This window comes from Roseobacter sp. CCS2 (assembly GCF_000169435.1).
Classification (GTDB): Bacteria; Pseudomonadota; Alphaproteobacteria; order Rhodobacterales; family Rhodobacteraceae; genus Yoonia.
The window spans coordinates 114,207-130,009 of the sequence record NZ_AAYB01000006.1 but is presented as its reverse complement, the minus strand read 5'-3'; the positions used below and the strand labels follow the sequence as shown (position 1 = coordinate 130,009).

Genomic DNA, 15,803 nt, shown 5'->3' with positions numbered 1-15,803 from the left:
ATGCATCCCAAAACTCTTCATTCGTCTCAATTTCCGCATCCTGTTGCGGGGCTACCGGCGGTTTGCCCTGAAGCAAAGCTGCCGATAGAGCCGGTTATCCCAAAAGTCGTTGTCGCATCAACCGTACTGGAAGACGTAAAGCGGCGCGAGGCCGAAACGTTCACTGTCACGCATTCGTTTTGCCATTGCAGGCCAACACCGGCGCGCGAAGGTTCATCTGCGGCAACATCATAGCGTCCATCAATTTCAAAGGTCCATGCGTCGTTCAGCACAAAGGCTGCATCGACGGTCCATTCTGAAATTGTGCTGTCGCGGTCTTCGCCTGCGTCAGGGCTGAGCCAGACGTAATTTGCCCCCAACGCCACACGGTCATTTTGCCAAGCGACCCGGCTGTCAGCGACGGTCAGCCCGTCGTTGTCATCCCACAGGCTGCGCGCATCAATCAGGAAACCACCCGGGGCGGTGACCTGTGCTGCGACCAGCCAGTCCGATTGCTGCCCGTTCAGACCGGATGTTGCTGTGAACCCGTCTTGTGTTTCCTGCCGGATCACGCGCCCAAAGCTGAGCGTTGATGTGACCCCGCCAGCGCCAAAACGGGTCCAGGTCAGCCCTGCGGCGGCTTGCGCGCCGGTTTCAATGCGATCTTCGCCCGCAAAGCGCGACACAGCCGTCAGGTTCGCCCGGTCTAGTTCTGTGCGCAGGCCGTCTTCATTGGGGTGTGTGCCGCCAAAGCTTTTTGACCAGGTCAAGCTGATAACGGGTTCCAGCAGATGAGATGTGCCATTGCTGCCGACCCGCGCTAACGGCCAGCGCAGGGTCACCCCCGTTGATGGGGCCACGCGCAGGTCTTCTTGCGCGAAGGCGGTGTCGTCATTCACGACATAAAGATCCGCGCGCAGACCGATCTGCGTATCTGCAATAATGCCGTAGGGAAGGACCCGACTGTCGGACCAATCCCCTTTTGCGCCCAATCTGCTGACATCGCGCCCTGTGTCACCATCCGTGTTGCTGGTGCGATAGGCCATATCAAAACTGGTGCCATAATGTATCAGACCGCCAAAGACCGGCGCAAAGCTGTCTTCATAGGCCACATCTGCAATGAAGGGTGGCAATGATGCGTTTGTTTCATCATCGCGCAGGGTTTGGTAATAGGTCAGCCGCGCATTATAAAGGGCCGTATCGTTGACCCGCAGAAGCTGGATCGCACTATCAAGGCGGTCTTTGTCAGCATAGCCATAGTCAAGCAGATAAGCCTTGTCGCTGACCGTTTCGATATCAAAAATCAGCTGATAACTGTCGCGCAGTTCAAACCGGCCATCTGCAAACAGGTAAGAGCGGTCGCCTGCAACCAGCGTGTCATCGCTGACAGCGCCTTCGGCCGTGATCCGTCCGTTGGTAAAGGCCTGCCTGTACCGCAGTTCCAACGTGGTGGTTTCGGGCGATACATAGGGCGTCACCGTCAGATCACGGTGATCGCCCAAGGTGATGAAATACGGAAGCTTCAGGCCAAAGCCAAGCTGTGTGGTGTTGCGTTGCTCTGGAAACAACAACCCGGTTGATCGTTCAAGTGCGGGATCAGGCAGACGCATATATGGCAGCCACAACACAGGCACGCCGCGCACACGGAAGGTTGCGTTGCGGAAATAAATCTGCTGATCTTGCGCGTCATAAACGACCCGTTCGGCGCGAATGTCCCACAAGGGTGGGCCGGTGCCGCAGACCCGGCACGACGTGGCCGTTGTTTTGTAAAGTTGCGAAAACCGCCCATCGCGCTGGTCGATTTGATTTGCCGCCAGTTGCAATTGTTGATCCAGCACAATCCGCGCGCTTTGCAAGATCCCGTTTTCAAGGCGGGGGTCAAGCGTTGCGCTGCTTGCGGTCAGGATTGTGCCGTCGCTGGCCTGAATGACAATCGGACCCACAACGCGTAAGGTATCGCTGGGCTGGTCATAGGTGATTTGACTGGCGGTCAGGCGGCTGCCGTCGAACAGAACTTCGACATTGCCGCTGGCGATCAGTTGATCCTCACCGTTCAGCGTCACATTGTCGGCCACAAGGGTCGCGGCCCCTTGGGCGCTGGCCATCACCGGGCCAAACAGCAAAAACAATACGAAAAGAACGCGCATTACCCGTCCTCGTGGTGCAGCAGGAATCCCATTGAAATCCCGATCGCCGCAAAGGGCGGTGCCCATGCGGCCAACAGGACGGGCAATTGACCGTTTTCGCCCAGGACCTGCGCGAAGTTGCGGATAAAATAGGTCACGAAAGCCAAAAGAACGGCAAACATCACCATCATACCAGTGCGCCCGCCGCGCTGGTGGCGTAGCGTAAAGCTGGCCCCGATCAGCACCATTGAGACCAGAAAGATCGGCAATGCCAGTTCGGTGTGAAACCACACCAGATGGCGTTGCGCGGAAAAGCCAGCCGTTTGCAATCGGTCGATAAATGCGGGCAATTCCCAGATCGGGATGGATGACGGTGTGCCGAAGCTGTCTCTGATCTGGTCGGGGGTCAGGGTGGACTGGACTGTGCGTTCGGCGTCTAGCTGCGCGCTGGCTTCTGGTGTTGTGACACCGGCCAGTTGCCAGGACTTTGCGTCGCGCAAGACCCAAGCGCCGGTTGTCAATTCGGCAGAAGCCGCGCTGATCCGTGTGATCGGGTTGCCATCGGGGGCGAAGGTCAGAAATGTCACGTCTGTCAGCAGCGTGCCGTCAAGATTGGCGCTTTGCGCGCGGATCACCGTTTGCCCGGTGGCGTTACCCTGACGCAACCAAAGCCCTGATGACCCAAAAGACAGGACCGAGCTGTCACCGCGCAGGGCGTCGCTGCGCGCCTCGAATTCTTTCGATGTCCCTGCAACGATGGGGTTCATCACGCCAACGGCGAAAATCCCCACAAGCAAGGCAACGGTCAAGGGCGCAAGCAGGGAATGCAGCGCCGAACGCCCTGCCGCCCGTGTGACGACCATTTCTGACGATCGTGACAGGCTGAGGAAGAGTGCAATCGTTGCGAGGATCATGATCAGTGGCAAAATCGCATAGAAAGCCTGCGGAATGTTCAGCAGGCTGAGCATCAACAGATCGACAAATGTCGCATCTTTGCTGCCAAAGCGGCGCAGTTGATCGACCAAATCCACAAAAAGCATGATCAGAAAAAACACCATCCCCACACCCAGAAAGCTGCGCAGAAACCGGCTGGCAAAATAGCGGTGCAGGATCATGGCGCGGCCACCTCTTTGATGCGGCGCTTGAACAGGTATGGCCGGCCGGCCCAGAACAGCAGAAACCAGATCATGACGAAACCAACCGCACTTTGCAGATATGCCACCATCCACAGTTGCGGGTCACTGCGCGCAATGCGCAGGCCGGTGGTTTCGACGGCTTTGACGACAATGATCAGGAAAATCGCACCGATGATCTGTTTCCACACACCAAAGCGGCTGTACCCGCCGACCATCAGCGCCGAAAAGCCAAGCAGGGCTGCGACAATCCCCAAGATGGACTGGCTGAACCGGTCATGCCCAAGCGAAATCAGGCGAGCGGCATCGCGCCCCGTTTCCGCTTCTAGCGCAGGGGTTGGGTTCAGCAATTCCCATGTGAATAGATACGCGTCTCTGCGCCCACGATTGCGCGGCTGGCGGATCAGGTCGCTGATGTTATAGGCAAAATCGTCAAATGTCGTTGTGAACAGGCGTTGATTTTCGGTGCGCAAGGTCTGCACCATGCCATCAAGCATCACCAGTTGGATGGTGTCGTTATCACGCACCAAGAATGCCTTCGTCGCGGTGTATGTGACCTGCTCTGCGTCAGAGCGGGTGTCGGATAGAAAGATATCCTGCAATTCACCGGCAGGCGTAATATCGCGGATGTAAAAGGTGACACCGTTGATAGGTTCCAGAAACTGCCCTTCGGTCAATAGGCGGGCGGTGATGTTTTGCGCAATCTCGGCCTGCCGGTCGGCAAGGCGTGCCGCGCTCATCGGAACCAGAAAATGCATCAAAGCCGACATCATCAGCGCAACAATGATCCCAAAATACAAAACCGGCCGTGCCAAGCGGAACGGCGAATAACCCGTCGCCTGCACGACGGTCAGTTCCGATTCAGTTGACATGCGGTTGGTAACATAGACAGCGGCGGCAAAGGCTGCCAGCGGCAAGGCCAGCCGCATGACAGACGGCAGGGAAAGGGCTGTAAATTCAAGGAACACACCTGCCGATTGCCCATCCGCGATCAACTGGTCAAACAGCACCACGGCCCGGTTGATCCAGTATATCAGGATCAGCACCAGACTGAAAAAGCCGAAAAGCACCATCAGTTGCGACAACATATATCTGTCAAATCGCGCCAATTGGGGGTGTCCTTTGTGGTGCCTGTACGTTTCTTTGCGTGCAAACTAGCCTAACCCGGCGGGGGACCCAACAGCTATCTGGTCAAGAGGGCGGGTGCGGGCTACCTATTGTGCGACAGACACTCATGCCGATAGGAGCGACCATGACCACACCTGCCGAAATCCAGTTCAAAGAGGTTGATTTAGATGCGGTGGCCGATGCCCCCGGCAAGGTGGTTGTCTTTGTTGATGCCGACGGAAAACTGGATGCTGGCGCGCGCAAGGTGAACACGCTGACGCGCAAGGCGCTGGCCCGGTTTTTGGACAGTGCGGCGTTTGAAAAAATGTCGGCAGGGGATGTATCATCGCTGGGCTATCCCGCTGGAATGGATGCGGCGGCTGTTTGTGTGGTCAAGCTGGGGCGTCGCCCCAGCAGCCAAGAGGCGCGCAAAGCAGGCGCGCAACTGGCCAAGTCACAAGGCGGCAAGGATTTGCTGGTCATGGCGGGCACCATTGCGCGTGCGGATGAAATTGCCCTTGGGCTGGCGCTGCGTGGGTATAAATTTGACGCGCATAAAACCGCGGACAGCACGCCTGCAGGCGGCGTGACTTTCATGGTGTCAAAGCCTGAAGAGGTGGCCAAATCAGCCGCACCGATGGCTGCGATTGCGGAAGGTGTGTTCTTTACCCGTGATTTGACCAATGAACCTGCCAATATCCTGACAACAGATGATTTTGCAGCCCGGCTTGCCGCGATGCAAGAGCTTGGATTGGACGTTGAAATCCTGGAAGAGGATGAACTGGCCAAGCTTGGCATGCGCACGCTTTTGAGCGTCGGACAAGGTTCTGTCAGCCCGTCCAAAGTGGTTGTGATGTCTTGGAATGGTGGCGGGAAGGAAGCGCCGTTTGCCTTGGTTGGTAAAGGTGTCGTTTTTGATACCGGGGGCATCAGCCTAAAACCACCCGCAGGCATGGAAGACATGACAATGGATATGGGCGGTGCGGGCGTTGTGGCCGGCGTGATGCGCACCTTGGCGCTGCGCAAGGCCAAGGCCAATGTCGTGGGGCTCGTCGGCTTGGTTGAGAATATGCCGTCTGGCAACGCGACCCGCCCCGGAGATGTGGTCAAGTCCATGAAAGGCGACACGGTTGAGATTATCAATACCGACGCCGAAGGGCGTTTGGTGCTGGCGGATGTGCTGTGGTACGCGCAAGAGCGGTTCAAGCCTGTGGGTATGATCAATCTGGCGACGTTGACGGGGGCGATCTTGGTGGCGCTGGGGCACGAGAATGCGGGGCTGTTTTCAAACTCGGATGAGTTGAGCGATGCATTCCTGAAAGCAGCCAAAGCCGAAGGCGAGGGCGCGTGGCGGATGCCCATGGCCCCGGCTTATGATGATCTGCTGAAATCGCGGATTGCGGATATGAAAAACGTCGGTGGGCGTATGGCCGGGTCGATCACGGCGGCGCAGTTTTTGCAGCGCTTTGTGAAAGAGGATGTGCCGTGGGCGCATTTGGATATTGCGGGCACGGCCAGCGTGAAAAAAGAAACCGGGCTTGCACCTGCGGGGGCCACGGGTTGGGGTGTGATGGCGTTGAACCGGTTGATTGCGGATCAGTATGAACAGTGATGTGGGTGCCTGTGGACAGGGCAGAGGGGGCTGTCTGCCCCCGCCCGTGCCGGGCCCCCCGAAGGTATTTTCGAACATGAGAAGTTGGGTGTTGGCGACGATCAGACGGGGTGGCGTTTGATGGGCGCTGTGTTTTTCTATCATCTGACCGATAGCCCGTTGGAGGCGACCTTGCCAATGCTGATTGGCAAGGCACGCGGTGCGGGCTGGCGTGTTCTGGTGCGCGGGCGCGATGAGGCCCTGTTGAGACTGCTGGATGATGTGTTGTGGCAAGGCCCCGAAGATGGGTTTCAGCCGCATGGCATGGCTGGTGGGCCGCATGATGCCGATCAGCCTATTTTGCTGGGTGATGTGCCAAGCGATGGGTTTGGCTGTGTAATGAGCGTGGCGGGTGCGGATGTCACAGCCGATGAAGTGAACGCCTTAGAGCGGGCCTGTATCTTGTTTGCCGGGCATGACGATGCTGCGTTGGAACACGCGCGCGGGCAATGGAAGACGCTGACCGATGCGGGATGCGCTGCGCAATACTGGGCGCAGGATGGCGGGCGCTGGACAAAGAAAGCGGAAAAAGGGTCCTGACCTTAACAGACCAAGCTGGGCAAGTTACGGATCACATCAGCGTTGCGCTGCGCCCGTGCAAGTGTCCATGATCCTTCCAATGACAAAAACAGGCGTTGCGCGTTCAGTGCCGCGTCTGGTGCGGGTTGGCCCAGACGCACAGCGTGGGCCGTGATCCGGGCCATCCATTTTTCGAATATGCCCTTGAGCGCATCGCGAAACGCCGCGTCGTCGGGCCCGCCCAGCAAGGTGGCAGAGACCGGGCATCCGATCTTGCCTTCGTGAATGTCGAAATACTTGGCCAGTTTGTAGCAGAAGGTTGTCACACCTTCCTGGTAATCCTTTGCCGTTTCAAAAGAGGCGTCTATAATCCGTAAAACCTCGGTCGCGGCGACGTCAGCGGCAGCAAGTGCCAGGTCGGCTTTGCCGTTTGGAAAGTAGTGATAGAGCGATCCTTTTGGCACGCCAGCCCGTTCCAGTATCTGCGACAGGCCAACGCCGTGATAGCCTTTTTGCTGGAACAGATACCCTGCTTCAATCACCAATCTGCTGCGCGTGTCTGTCATAAAACGTGGTATTGCATGAATAGACCGTTTGGTCTATCCCTTCTAAATATAGACCGACCGGTCTATTCCTATAGGGAGAGCGCAGATGAATATGCATGTTGAAATAGAGTGCAAAGAGCAGTGGTTCTATTCCGGTGGCCGCAGGTTGTCGGCGCGTGTCTTTCTAACGGCAGAGCCCCCGCGCGCTGTTGCGGTTCTCAATGGGGCGACCGGTGTGCCGCAACGCTATTACGCGGATTTCGCCCGGTGGTTGGCCAAGACGCAGAATATCGTTTGTATGACCTTCGACTATCGCGACTTCGGCACATCGGCCCGGCGCAGTATGAAGGCGTCAGACGCGACAATGGTTGATTGGGGGTTGCATGATCAACAGGCCGCCCGTGACCATCTGGCAGAGATGTTTCCCCAAACACCGCTTTGGGTCATTGGACATTCGCTGGGTGGCTTGCTGATGCAGTTTCAAAAGGATCTTGATCGTATTGACCGCGTCATCACCGTGGCCTCGGGCCCCGTGCATATTACTGATCATCCGTTTCCGTATCGGTTTACTGCTGCGGCCTATTGGTTTTTGGTTGGGCCACCTGCGACGGCTATTGCGGGTTACATGCCGGGCAAACGTTTGCGGCTTGGGACAGACATCCCGGCGGGTGTGTTCTGGCAGTGGCGGCGTTGGTGTACATCGCGCAGCTTTTTTGCAGCAGAGATGGGCCGGACATTGCCGCTGCCGGATGGTACCGGGTTAAAGGCACCATTGAAGGTCGTTGCGATCAAGGACGACGTGTTGGTGCCGCCGCATGCCGTGTGGCGTTTGATGGATTATCATCAGGGTGCGACACGATCACAGTTGGTTGTTGATCCAGCCGCATATGGTTTGACTGAGGTTGGCCATATCGCGCCTTTCGCGGCGCGCAATAAGGCGATTTGGTCAGACTTAATCGCCTGACATGTTGTGGGGCAGAAAAAACGCAAAGCTGGGGTCAAAATCTTCGGGCAGTTCTGTGGGTTGCGGGGTGCAGGCCGCAAGGCCCAAAAGCAGTGCAATCGCGCGGATCATCTGTTTAACACCAATTCGCCATTTGAGATTTCGATCCGGTCATACAGCCCCAGATAGGTCATGCCCAGCAATGATGCATCCATCGCGCCGCCGTTGACCACCGCCGGAATATTACGGTCGGTGATGCCGCCCAAAACAACTTCGTCCAGCATGACGGGGGCGGTGCGCACAACGCCATTGGCGGTATTTGCGCTGCTAGAGTAGTTGAGCGCGGCAAGGTCAATGCCGATCCGTCTGGCATCTTGCTGTGACAGAACAACTTGGCTGGCACCTGTATCGACCACGAACGCAACAGGGGTGCCGTCAATGTCCAGTGTCAGGTGATAATGCCCGTCGTTGCCGCGTGGCACCGCGACGGTGCTGTCGTCGATGATTGCCTGGCGTGGGTTGACGTCACCGCTGATGTCTTCCCACAGCCCGTAGGCCCCGATCACGCCGATAAAGATCAGCGCCCATATGGCGGCTTGTTGCGCCATTTTGCCCATATTGCTGCGGCCCGCCACGATGGCGCTGCCGCCAATGGCCGCACCCAGAAGGACCAGATAGGTCAATTGCATGATTTGGTCTGTGCTCATGACATTGATATAGGCATTAACCGCCGATCCCAAAACCCCTGAGGCCATCAAGCACGAATTGCACAGCAAGGGCGGCCAGCAACATGCCCAAGACGCGGGTTACGATGTTCAGCCCGGTCTTGCCCAAAGCCCGTTCAATTGCGGGGGCAACAAGAAAGGCGATCAGCACGATCAACAACACCCCAATGATGATCCCGGCGATGGCGGCCATATCTGCGGCCCCCTGTGCTTCGCCTGCCAGCAAGATCACTGTGGTGATCGCCCCGGGTCCCACGATCAGTGGCAGGGCAAGGGGAAAGACCGAAGGATCATCTTCGTGTTCGGCTTGCCCTTCGGCGGCGTTGTCTTCGCGTCGGGCCTGGCGGCGTTGGAACAGCATATCAAGGGCTGTGAGGAATAGGAGGATGCCACCTGCGATCCGGAACGCATCCATTGAGATACCGATGAAGCCCAGCACCGCTTCGCCCAGAAACAGGAAGACCATCATCAGGCTGCTGGCCACAAGGAAGGCGCGGATCGCAATCGCGCGTCTTTGCGCGGCGTCCATGCCTTGGGTCAGCGCGATGAAGACAGGCGCCAGACCCGGCGGGTCGATAATGATGAACAGCGTTGTGAAGGCTGCGATAAGAGCAGGGAGTTCGGTCATGGTGTTCTGTCTGACAGATGCTGGCGCTGGGACGCAAGCGTTGTGAAGCCTGTGGCAAAAGTTTGAAGGGGCGAAGAAAACGGAGGATTAGCTATTTTGGGCTTTTTCAAGCTTTTCAAGTGCTGCCATCCACATGGTTTCGGCCCGTTCCAGACCATCCATAACTTCGGCGTATTTCTTGTTCCATGTCGCAAGTTCGCCTGCTTTGCCATCCTCGTAAAGAACCGGATCGGCCAGCTTTTTGGCGAGTTTATCGCGCATGTCGTTGATCTTTTTAACCCGCTCTTCGTTTTTGCGCACGTCTGATCGCAAGGCCATCAGCGCTTCGCGGGATGGTTTTGCGGTTTTGACCGGGGTTGGCTTGTCTTTCTCGCGTGGCTTTTCCGGGGTCAGTAGCATCTTGCGGTACGCTTGCAGGTCTTCGTCATAGGGGTTCACATGCCCGTCTTTGACCAGCCATAGCCGGTCGGCCACCATCGACAGCAGGTGCATGTCGTGGCTGACAAGGATAACGGCGCCGGAATAGGCGGTCAGCGCTTCGACCAGCGCTTCGCGGCTTTCGATATCAAGGTGGTTTGTGGGTTCGTCAAGGATCAGCAGGTGCGGGGCGGGCAGGGTGGCCAGCAGCAGCGATAGGCGGGCTTTTTGCCCGCCTGAAAGACGCCCGACTTCCGTATCGGCCTGGTCTGCGCCCAGCCCGAAACCGGCAAGGCGCGCGCGCAGTTTGGCTTGCCCTTCGTTCGGGCGTTCGCGGAACAGGTGATCAAGCGGGGTTTCGTCGATCCGCAATTCATCCACCTGATGCTGCGCGAAAAAGCCGATGCGCAGTTTATTAGATGTCGTCATCTTGCCGCGCGCGATGGGCAACCTGTCAGACAGCATTTTCGACAGCGTTGACTTGCCTTCGCCGTTGCGGCCCAGCAGCGCGATCCGGTCATCCTGGTCGATCCGCAAGTTCAGGTCATGCAGAACGATGTTGTTGCCATAGCCCACCGCTGCGCCTTCGGTGGCAATGATGGGCGGCGACAGTTCTTCGGGTTCGGGGAAGGTGAAAACGGTGCGCGCGGCATCTTCGGGCGCGCGGATGGTTTCCATCTTTTCCAGCATTTTGACGCGCGATTGCGCTTGTTTGGCTTTTGATGCCTTGGCTTTGAAGCGGTACACGAAGGCTTGCAGGTGCTCGCGCTGCGCGGTTTGTTTCTTGGCTGCCGCCGCTTGCACCGCGCGGTTGGCCGCGCGTTGTTTGGCGAAGGTGTCGTAAGGGCCCGTGTAGTAGATCAGCCCTTTGTCTTCGAGATGCAGAATGCCGCCGACGGACCGGTTCAGCAGTTCGCGATCATGGCTGACGATCAGTACGGTGTGGGGGTATTTGACCAGATACGCCTCAAGCCAAAGCGCACCTTCAAGGTCGAGGTAGTTGGTCGGTTCGTCCAGTAGCAGCAGGTCGGGCTCAGAGAACAAGACTGCGGCGAGGGCCACGCGCATCCGCCAGCCGCCCGAAAAGGCAGAGCAGGGCATTTGTTGTTCTTCATGGGTAAAGCCAAGGCCGCGCAGGATGGTGGCGGCGCGGGCCTCTGCCGACCATGCTTCGATATCGGCCAGCCGCGTTTGCACCTCTGCAATGCGGGCGGGGTCTGTGGCGGTTTCGGCCTCGGCCAACAAGGCTTCGCGTTCGGTGTCGGCACGCAGCACCGTATTGATCAACGAAACTTCATTGCCCGGCACCTCTTGGCTGACGCCGCCAATTTTCCAGCCTTTGGGGATATTCACAGTGCCCGTGTCCAGCACCATTTCGCCCCGGATGATCCGGAAAAGCGTGGTCTTGCCAGACCCATTGCGCCCTACAAGCCCGACCTTGTGGCCGGTGGGAATTGTGACTGTCGCGTGTTCAACCAGCGTGCGGCCTTCAACGGAGTATGTGATATCTGAAATCTTGAGCATGGGGCGGCTATGCTTGATCGTTTGGGCGGGGTCAATCACCGGTTTTCATCCAAGGTGCGTGATGGGTGGATGGCGCTTGTACAATGGGGTTGCTAAGCACCCTGCATGGACAACGCACGCAGCATATTTTGGGCCAGTCTGATCGTTGTCTGGTTTGGCGTTTTGTGGGGGATTTATTGGCTGCCGCTGCGCCAGATCGCGGCGCTGGGGCTGACAGGACCTTGGGGGACGATTGCGATCATATTGGTTGCGGTTGTTGTGCTGCTGCCATGGGGGTGGCGCGGGCGGCATGCGCTTTTTGCGTCGCATCCCATGGCAATTGCTTCGCTGATCCTGGGTGGCTGTTCGCTGATGTTTTATTCGCTGGGTCTGCTTTATGGTCGTGTCGCGATCATTGTCATCTTGTTCTACCTCACACCAATCTGGAGCACGATAATTGGCCGCTATCTGTGCGGTTGGCCGATCACGCGGGCACGGGTTGCGGCCTTGTTGGCAGGCCTGATCGGGTTGATATTGATGCTGGGCGCGGATGGTGAGGTGCCGTTCCCGCGCGGATTGGGGGAATGGCTGGGTCTGGCAAGCGGGTTTGCATGGGCGGTTGCGTCCATCGGGATCAAGGTCAAAGCCACGGCAGGCCCGGCGGAAAGCACGTTTCTGTTTGCCGTTGGGGCGTTGCTAGGTGGGCTGATTTTGGCCCCGGCACTTGCACCACTGCCCGATGTGGCTGGGCTGGCCAGACCCGGTACTATGGTGCTTTGGGTGATCATCACCGGTGTGGTGTGGTGGGCAGTGTCGATTGTTGGCCTGCTGTGGGCCACGACCAAGCTGGAGCCAGCAAGGCTGGGCATTTTATTGATGTCAGAGGTGCTGGTCAGCGTGCTTTCGGCAGCCGTGATCGCAGGCGAGCTTTTTTCGGTGACCGAGTTGATTGGCGGGTCTCTTGTGCTTGTCGCCGGTGTTTTGGAGTTCTTGCCCGACCGTGACAGGCGCGCGCACTAGCCGTTGGTGGGCCAAGCATGATGTTCATCATCAATTACAAAGGCATGGGCATGGTTGCGGCCAGTTTCCTTTAGATGAGGATGATCAGGCGGCAGGTCCTTGTGGGTGTGCGGGATCACGACAGGGTCGCCTTCCGGCCAGAGCTTGAGGGCGAGCGCCACGCCGATGGCACCCAAGATGCCAAGAATGCCAAACGTCGGACCCATGCCCCATGCGGTCATCGCTTGCCCCGCCAGCGGGTAGGTGATCAGCCAGCAGGCATGTGACAAGGCAAATTGCGCGGTAAAGGCGGCCGGTCTGTCGTCGGCATGGGCGGACCGGCGCAGAAGGCGCCCTTGGGGGGTCAGCGTTGCGGAATAGCCGATGCCGGTCAGCGCCCAAAGGATCAGGAAGGTGGACCAGCCCGGGGTGATAACCGCTTGGGTCAGCATCAGGACAGTCAGCAGGGACGCACCAAAAAGCATTACAGGCCGGTCGCTAAGCCGTTTGAGCAAACCGGGCAAGGCAAGGGCGGCAAGCATGGAGCCACCGCCAAAACAGGCGAGCGCGATCGCGACATCCCCGTCAGTACCGCCAAAGCCACTACGCACCACAACCACCGTGTTCACGATGATGAACGCGCTTGCGGCGGCCCCGGTAAGCGTGAGAGCAAGCAGACCGCGCAAGCGCGGTGTCGCCAGATAAATGCGAATACCCCGCGTCAGGCGGCTGCGAAATGGGCGGGCTTTGCCGGGTTTGCGGCTGGGGAATGTGATGCCTGTGATCAGCAGTGCTGAGAAAAGGAAACCGATGACCGTGCCACCAAACAGCCAGTGATAGCTGATCACCAAAAGCAAAAGACCCGCCAGCGCCGGGCTGATCAGGTTTTCAAAATCATAGGCGAGGCGGGACAGCGACAAAGCACGTGAATAATCGTCCTCATCCGGTAAGACATCGGGGATTGTGGCTTGGAACGTTGGCGTGAAAGTGGCAGAGGCGGTTTGCAGCAGGAAGATCGCCACATAAATCTGCCAGATGTCGGTGATGAAAGGCAGGGATAAGGCGACCGCGGCGCGCACGATATCTGCTGCAATCAACACAGGTCTGCGCGGCAGGTGCCCAACCATTGCGCCCACAATGGGGGACAGGCCGACATAGGCGAGCATCTTGATGGCGTAAGCCGTGCCAAGGACAGCGCCCGCCGCCGCACCCGCCAGATCAAACGCCAAAAGGCCAAGCGCCACGGTAAGCAACCCGGTGCCCAGCAATGCCACGACCTGTGCGGCAAAAAGGCGGCCAAAGACGGGGTGTTTGATCAGGGCCCACATGCAAGCAGGCTATACGATGACGCGTATCATCGGCAAATCACGGCTTTTCATGTGGAAATCTGCGTGGTAGGGCGCAGCCATCAATGCATCGGGACGCGTCCCGCCCTTAAAACCAAGAGGCTCCACATGGCTATTCAGCGTACTTTTTCCATCATCAAACCCGACGCCACAAAGCGTAATCTGACAGGCCAGATCGCGGCCAAATTCGAAGACGCAGGTCTGCGCATCGTGGCCTCCAAGCGCATCCAGCTGACATTGGCACAGGCGCAGCAGTTCTACGGTGTGCATGCGGAACGTCCGTTCTTTGATGAGCTGTGCGAATTCATGATTTCCGAGCCAATCGTTGTTCAGGTTCTCGAAGGCGAAGACGCGATTGCAAAGAACCGCGAAGTCATGGGTGCAACCAACCCAGCCGACGCCGCACCGGGCACAATCCGCAAGGAATTCGCACTGTCCATCGGCGAAAACTCCGTGCACGGGTCCGACGCGCCAGAAACAGCGGCAGAAGAGATCGCGTTCTTCTTCTCCGGGCTTGAACTGGTTGGTTAAGTAAAACGCCGGGGCAGGCCCCGGTTTATGCGTAAGATATTTGAGCTGCCCGCACCGATTTGGCGTGGGCGGCTTTTTTGTTAAGATTACGCTCTAACGCACGGTAATTGCGGATGTTTGCGTTGTAGATGACGTCGAAGATATCACCAATCACAGGCACCATGCCGACGAAAAAGTCCAGCACCGTGTTCAGTGTCATATAGGCCAACGTGCCGGGCGATGCGCCCAGTTTGCGCGCCTCGTTGATCAGCCACAGCGATGGCAGCGCAGTCAACGCGTCACCCACAACAGGGACCAAACCGACAATGTTATCCAGACCCACCGAAATATTGGTCCGCGGGATGTAGAATAATGCGTCCATGCGCCACGCGACTTTGCGCAGGCGGGCGAGTTCGAAATCAATGTTTTGTTCTATGTTCATGCTATTAACATACACGATTCGAAGGTGTATGTGAAGGGTATTTACTTTTGGGTATGAGGATGGGGCTGTAGTAGGGAAAAAGATGTCAGGCCTGTAGGGTGATATCAACGCAGAGATAACCGAGGTTTGCCCGGCCGTTTAAGAATGCAGCAAATGTCTGGTTTGAGCTCAAAGTGCGTGATGCTGCGGTTTAGATAAATGACGGCTTTTGGGAAGCGACACGTTGTTTATTGCTCTCGTTGACCACCGAGAATTCTTTCAATCTGTGATAGGCCACGAGGGCCTTCATAGAGTTCAGCGCGAGAAAACACTGGGTGAGCCAAGGCTTCGTCAACCGTAATGAACGTCCAGCCCTGAGCTTCATACCAATCAAGGAGCGTTCCTAGGTGATCCGCGTTGATCTGATTGAGATGAACAAGTAGGATATGATCGACATCTCCGCCAAGCTCATCAACGGCAAGTGTTTGGAAGTGGGACGTGCGTTCCTGCATGTGGGCAAGGTAGTTTTGGCCGATGATCGCGGCGGCATCGGTGTCGCCATCGGCCATAGCCTCCGTATAATCAGCATTAAACTGCCATTCATCGTTGTCGATGGTGACTGGCACATTCTGATAGCCAAGATTGGTCAGGATTTCTATCGCGGCCTCTCTCTTGGCGGCAGTTTCGCCTTGGCGCAGGTAGGGAAATCGATAGTATTTTGGCCCATCAATCCACTCTGCCAAGACCTCATCCGTCTGGCGCGTTTCCTCAAGAAATTCATCAGGGGTAAGATTACCATAATCCGGGTGGGACCAGCTATGGTTCCCGATCATGTGGCCAGCGTCGGCAAACGCTTGTAGCGCAGGACGCGTTTCTGCATTGATATTCCGCCCTATGACGAAACCGGTTGCCACGATCCCGTGTTCTCCAAGGGCTGATACAATGCTCTCCGAATATCGCAGGCCGTCTTCGGGACTTGCCCCTCCAAACGTAACGTAGGGAAGATCGTCAACGGTAATGGCAACGCGAGATGGGCTTGTTGAGACCGGAACGGCTGGGACACTGGATACTGGCCCGCTATCGTCCTCGTTGCAGGCGGTCAGAAAAACACCAAGCCCCAGCAACAAAGAAAATCCACAGAGTTTTCGAATAGCCGTTCTTCTTAGCATGTCCGTTACCTGCTCGTTTTGAATTTGTTTAGCCGGACATTAGGGGTTCAACTGGGATGCGACCAGCCACATCTTCTTGAAA

At 57.3% G+C, this 15,803-nt stretch carries 16 protein-coding genes; 5 read left to right on the top strand and 11 right to left on the bottom strand.

Going from position 1 to position 15,803, the window contains the following annotated elements:
• Positions 1-26 precede the first annotated feature (26 nt).
• From RCCS2_RS15755 to lptF, 3 genes are read right to left on the bottom strand one after another with little or no spacing between them, the layout of a single operon-like run.
• On the bottom strand, positions 27-2,126 hold the full coding sequence (locus RCCS2_RS15755) for an LPS-assembly protein LptD (RefSeq protein ID WP_008236065.1): 2,100 nt from the start codon (positions 2,124-2,126) through the stop codon (positions 27-29).
• Positions 2,126-3,220: an LPS export ABC transporter permease LptG gene (gene lptG, locus RCCS2_RS15750; protein ID WP_008236062.1), complete on the bottom strand. Its 1,095-nt coding sequence runs from the start codon at positions 3,218-3,220 to the stop codon at positions 2,126-2,128. Before lptG ends, RCCS2_RS15755 begins: the two co-directional genes overlap by 1 nt.
• A complete protein-coding gene (gene lptF, locus RCCS2_RS15745; protein ID WP_008236060.1) occupies positions 3,217-4,326 on the bottom strand; it encodes an LPS export ABC transporter permease LptF in 1,110 nt (369 codons plus the stop codon). Before lptF ends, lptG begins: the two co-directional genes overlap by 4 nt.
• A 164-nt stretch (positions 4,327-4,490) precedes the next feature.
• Here lptF and RCCS2_RS15740 point away from each other — a divergent pair, with 164 nt between their 5' ends.
• On the top strand, positions 4,491-5,957 hold the full coding sequence (locus RCCS2_RS15740; protein ID WP_008236051.1) for a leucyl aminopeptidase: 1,467 nt from the start codon (positions 4,491-4,493) through the stop codon (positions 5,955-5,957).
• Positions 5,958-6,077: 120 nt separating this feature from the next.
• Complete coding sequence (locus RCCS2_RS15735; protein WP_037294360.1) at positions 6,078-6,536, top strand: DNA polymerase III subunit chi; 459 nt, start codon at positions 6,078-6,080, stop codon at positions 6,534-6,536.
• 2 nt (positions 6,537-6,538) lie between these two features.
• On the opposite strand, the gene RCCS2_RS15730 is transcribed toward RCCS2_RS15735, so the two are convergent.
• Positions 6,539-7,081 (bottom strand): TetR/AcrR family transcriptional regulator, encoded by a 543-nt coding sequence (locus RCCS2_RS15730; protein WP_008236049.1) that lies wholly within the window; start codon positions 7,079-7,081, stop codon positions 6,539-6,541.
• Positions 7,082-7,166: 85 nt separating this feature from the next.
• On the opposite strand from RCCS2_RS15730, the gene RCCS2_RS15725 reads away from it, so the two are divergent.
• Positions 7,167-8,024 carry an alpha/beta hydrolase family protein gene (locus tag RCCS2_RS15725; RefSeq protein WP_008236048.1) on the top strand — a complete coding sequence of 286 codons (858 nt, stop codon included), beginning with the start codon at positions 7,167-7,169 and terminating at the stop codon, positions 8,022-8,024.
• Here the strand turns inward: RCCS2_RS15725 and RCCS2_RS15720 are convergent.
• From RCCS2_RS15720 to RCCS2_RS15705, 4 genes are all read right to left on the bottom strand, one after another.
• A complete protein-coding gene (locus RCCS2_RS15720; RefSeq protein ID WP_008236047.1) occupies positions 8,013-8,135 on the bottom strand; it encodes a hypothetical protein in 123 nt (40 codons plus the stop codon). The genes RCCS2_RS15725 and RCCS2_RS15720 overlap by 12 nt on opposite strands.
• The gene (locus tag RCCS2_RS15715; protein ID WP_037294337.1) at positions 8,132-8,710 is read right to left on the bottom strand and encodes a retropepsin-like aspartic protease family protein; all 579 of its coding nucleotides are present in this window, start codon (positions 8,708-8,710) and stop codon (positions 8,132-8,134) included. Before RCCS2_RS15715 ends, RCCS2_RS15720 begins: the two co-directional genes overlap by 4 nt.
• A 16-nt stretch (positions 8,711-8,726) precedes the next feature.
• Positions 8,727-9,356 carry a MarC family protein gene (locus tag RCCS2_RS15710; RefSeq protein ID WP_008236045.1) on the bottom strand — a complete coding sequence of 210 codons (630 nt, stop codon included), beginning with the start codon at positions 9,354-9,356 and terminating at the stop codon, positions 8,727-8,729.
• 87 nt (positions 9,357-9,443) lie between these two features.
• Positions 9,444-11,297, bottom strand: coding sequence for an ABC-F family ATP-binding cassette domain-containing protein (locus tag RCCS2_RS15705; protein ID WP_037294336.1), 1,854 nt, complete (start codon positions 11,295-11,297; stop codon positions 9,444-9,446).
• 105 nt (positions 11,298-11,402) lie between these two features.
• Here RCCS2_RS15705 and RCCS2_RS15700 point away from each other — a divergent pair, with 105 nt between their 5' ends.
• Positions 11,403-12,296: a DMT family transporter gene (locus tag RCCS2_RS15700; protein WP_008236043.1), complete on the top strand. Its 894-nt coding sequence runs from the start codon at positions 11,403-11,405 to the stop codon at positions 12,294-12,296.
• On the opposite strand, the gene RCCS2_RS15695 is transcribed toward RCCS2_RS15700, so the two are convergent.
• On the bottom strand, positions 12,293-13,603 hold the full coding sequence (locus RCCS2_RS15695) for an MFS transporter (RefSeq protein WP_008236042.1): 1,311 nt from the start codon (positions 13,601-13,603) through the stop codon (positions 12,293-12,295). The genes RCCS2_RS15700 and RCCS2_RS15695 overlap by 4 nt on opposite strands.
• 126 nt (positions 13,604-13,729) lie before the next feature.
• Here RCCS2_RS15695 and ndk point away from each other — a divergent pair, with 126 nt between their 5' ends.
• A complete protein-coding gene (ndk, locus tag RCCS2_RS15690) occupies positions 13,730-14,152 on the top strand; it encodes a nucleoside-diphosphate kinase (RefSeq protein ID WP_008236037.1) in 423 nt (140 codons plus the stop codon).
• 25 nt (positions 14,153-14,177) lie between these two features.
• On the opposite strand, the gene RCCS2_RS15685 is transcribed toward ndk, so the two are convergent.
• A complete protein-coding gene (locus RCCS2_RS15685; protein ID WP_008236035.1) occupies positions 14,178-14,573 on the bottom strand; it encodes a DUF4112 domain-containing protein in 396 nt (131 codons plus the stop codon).
• A 227-nt stretch (positions 14,574-14,800) separates the two neighbouring features.
• Positions 14,801-15,721 carry a polysaccharide deacetylase family protein gene (locus RCCS2_RS15680; protein ID WP_037294335.1) on the bottom strand — a complete coding sequence of 307 codons (921 nt, stop codon included), beginning with the start codon at positions 15,719-15,721 and terminating at the stop codon, positions 14,801-14,803.
• Positions 15,722-15,803: the final 82 nt, after the last annotated feature.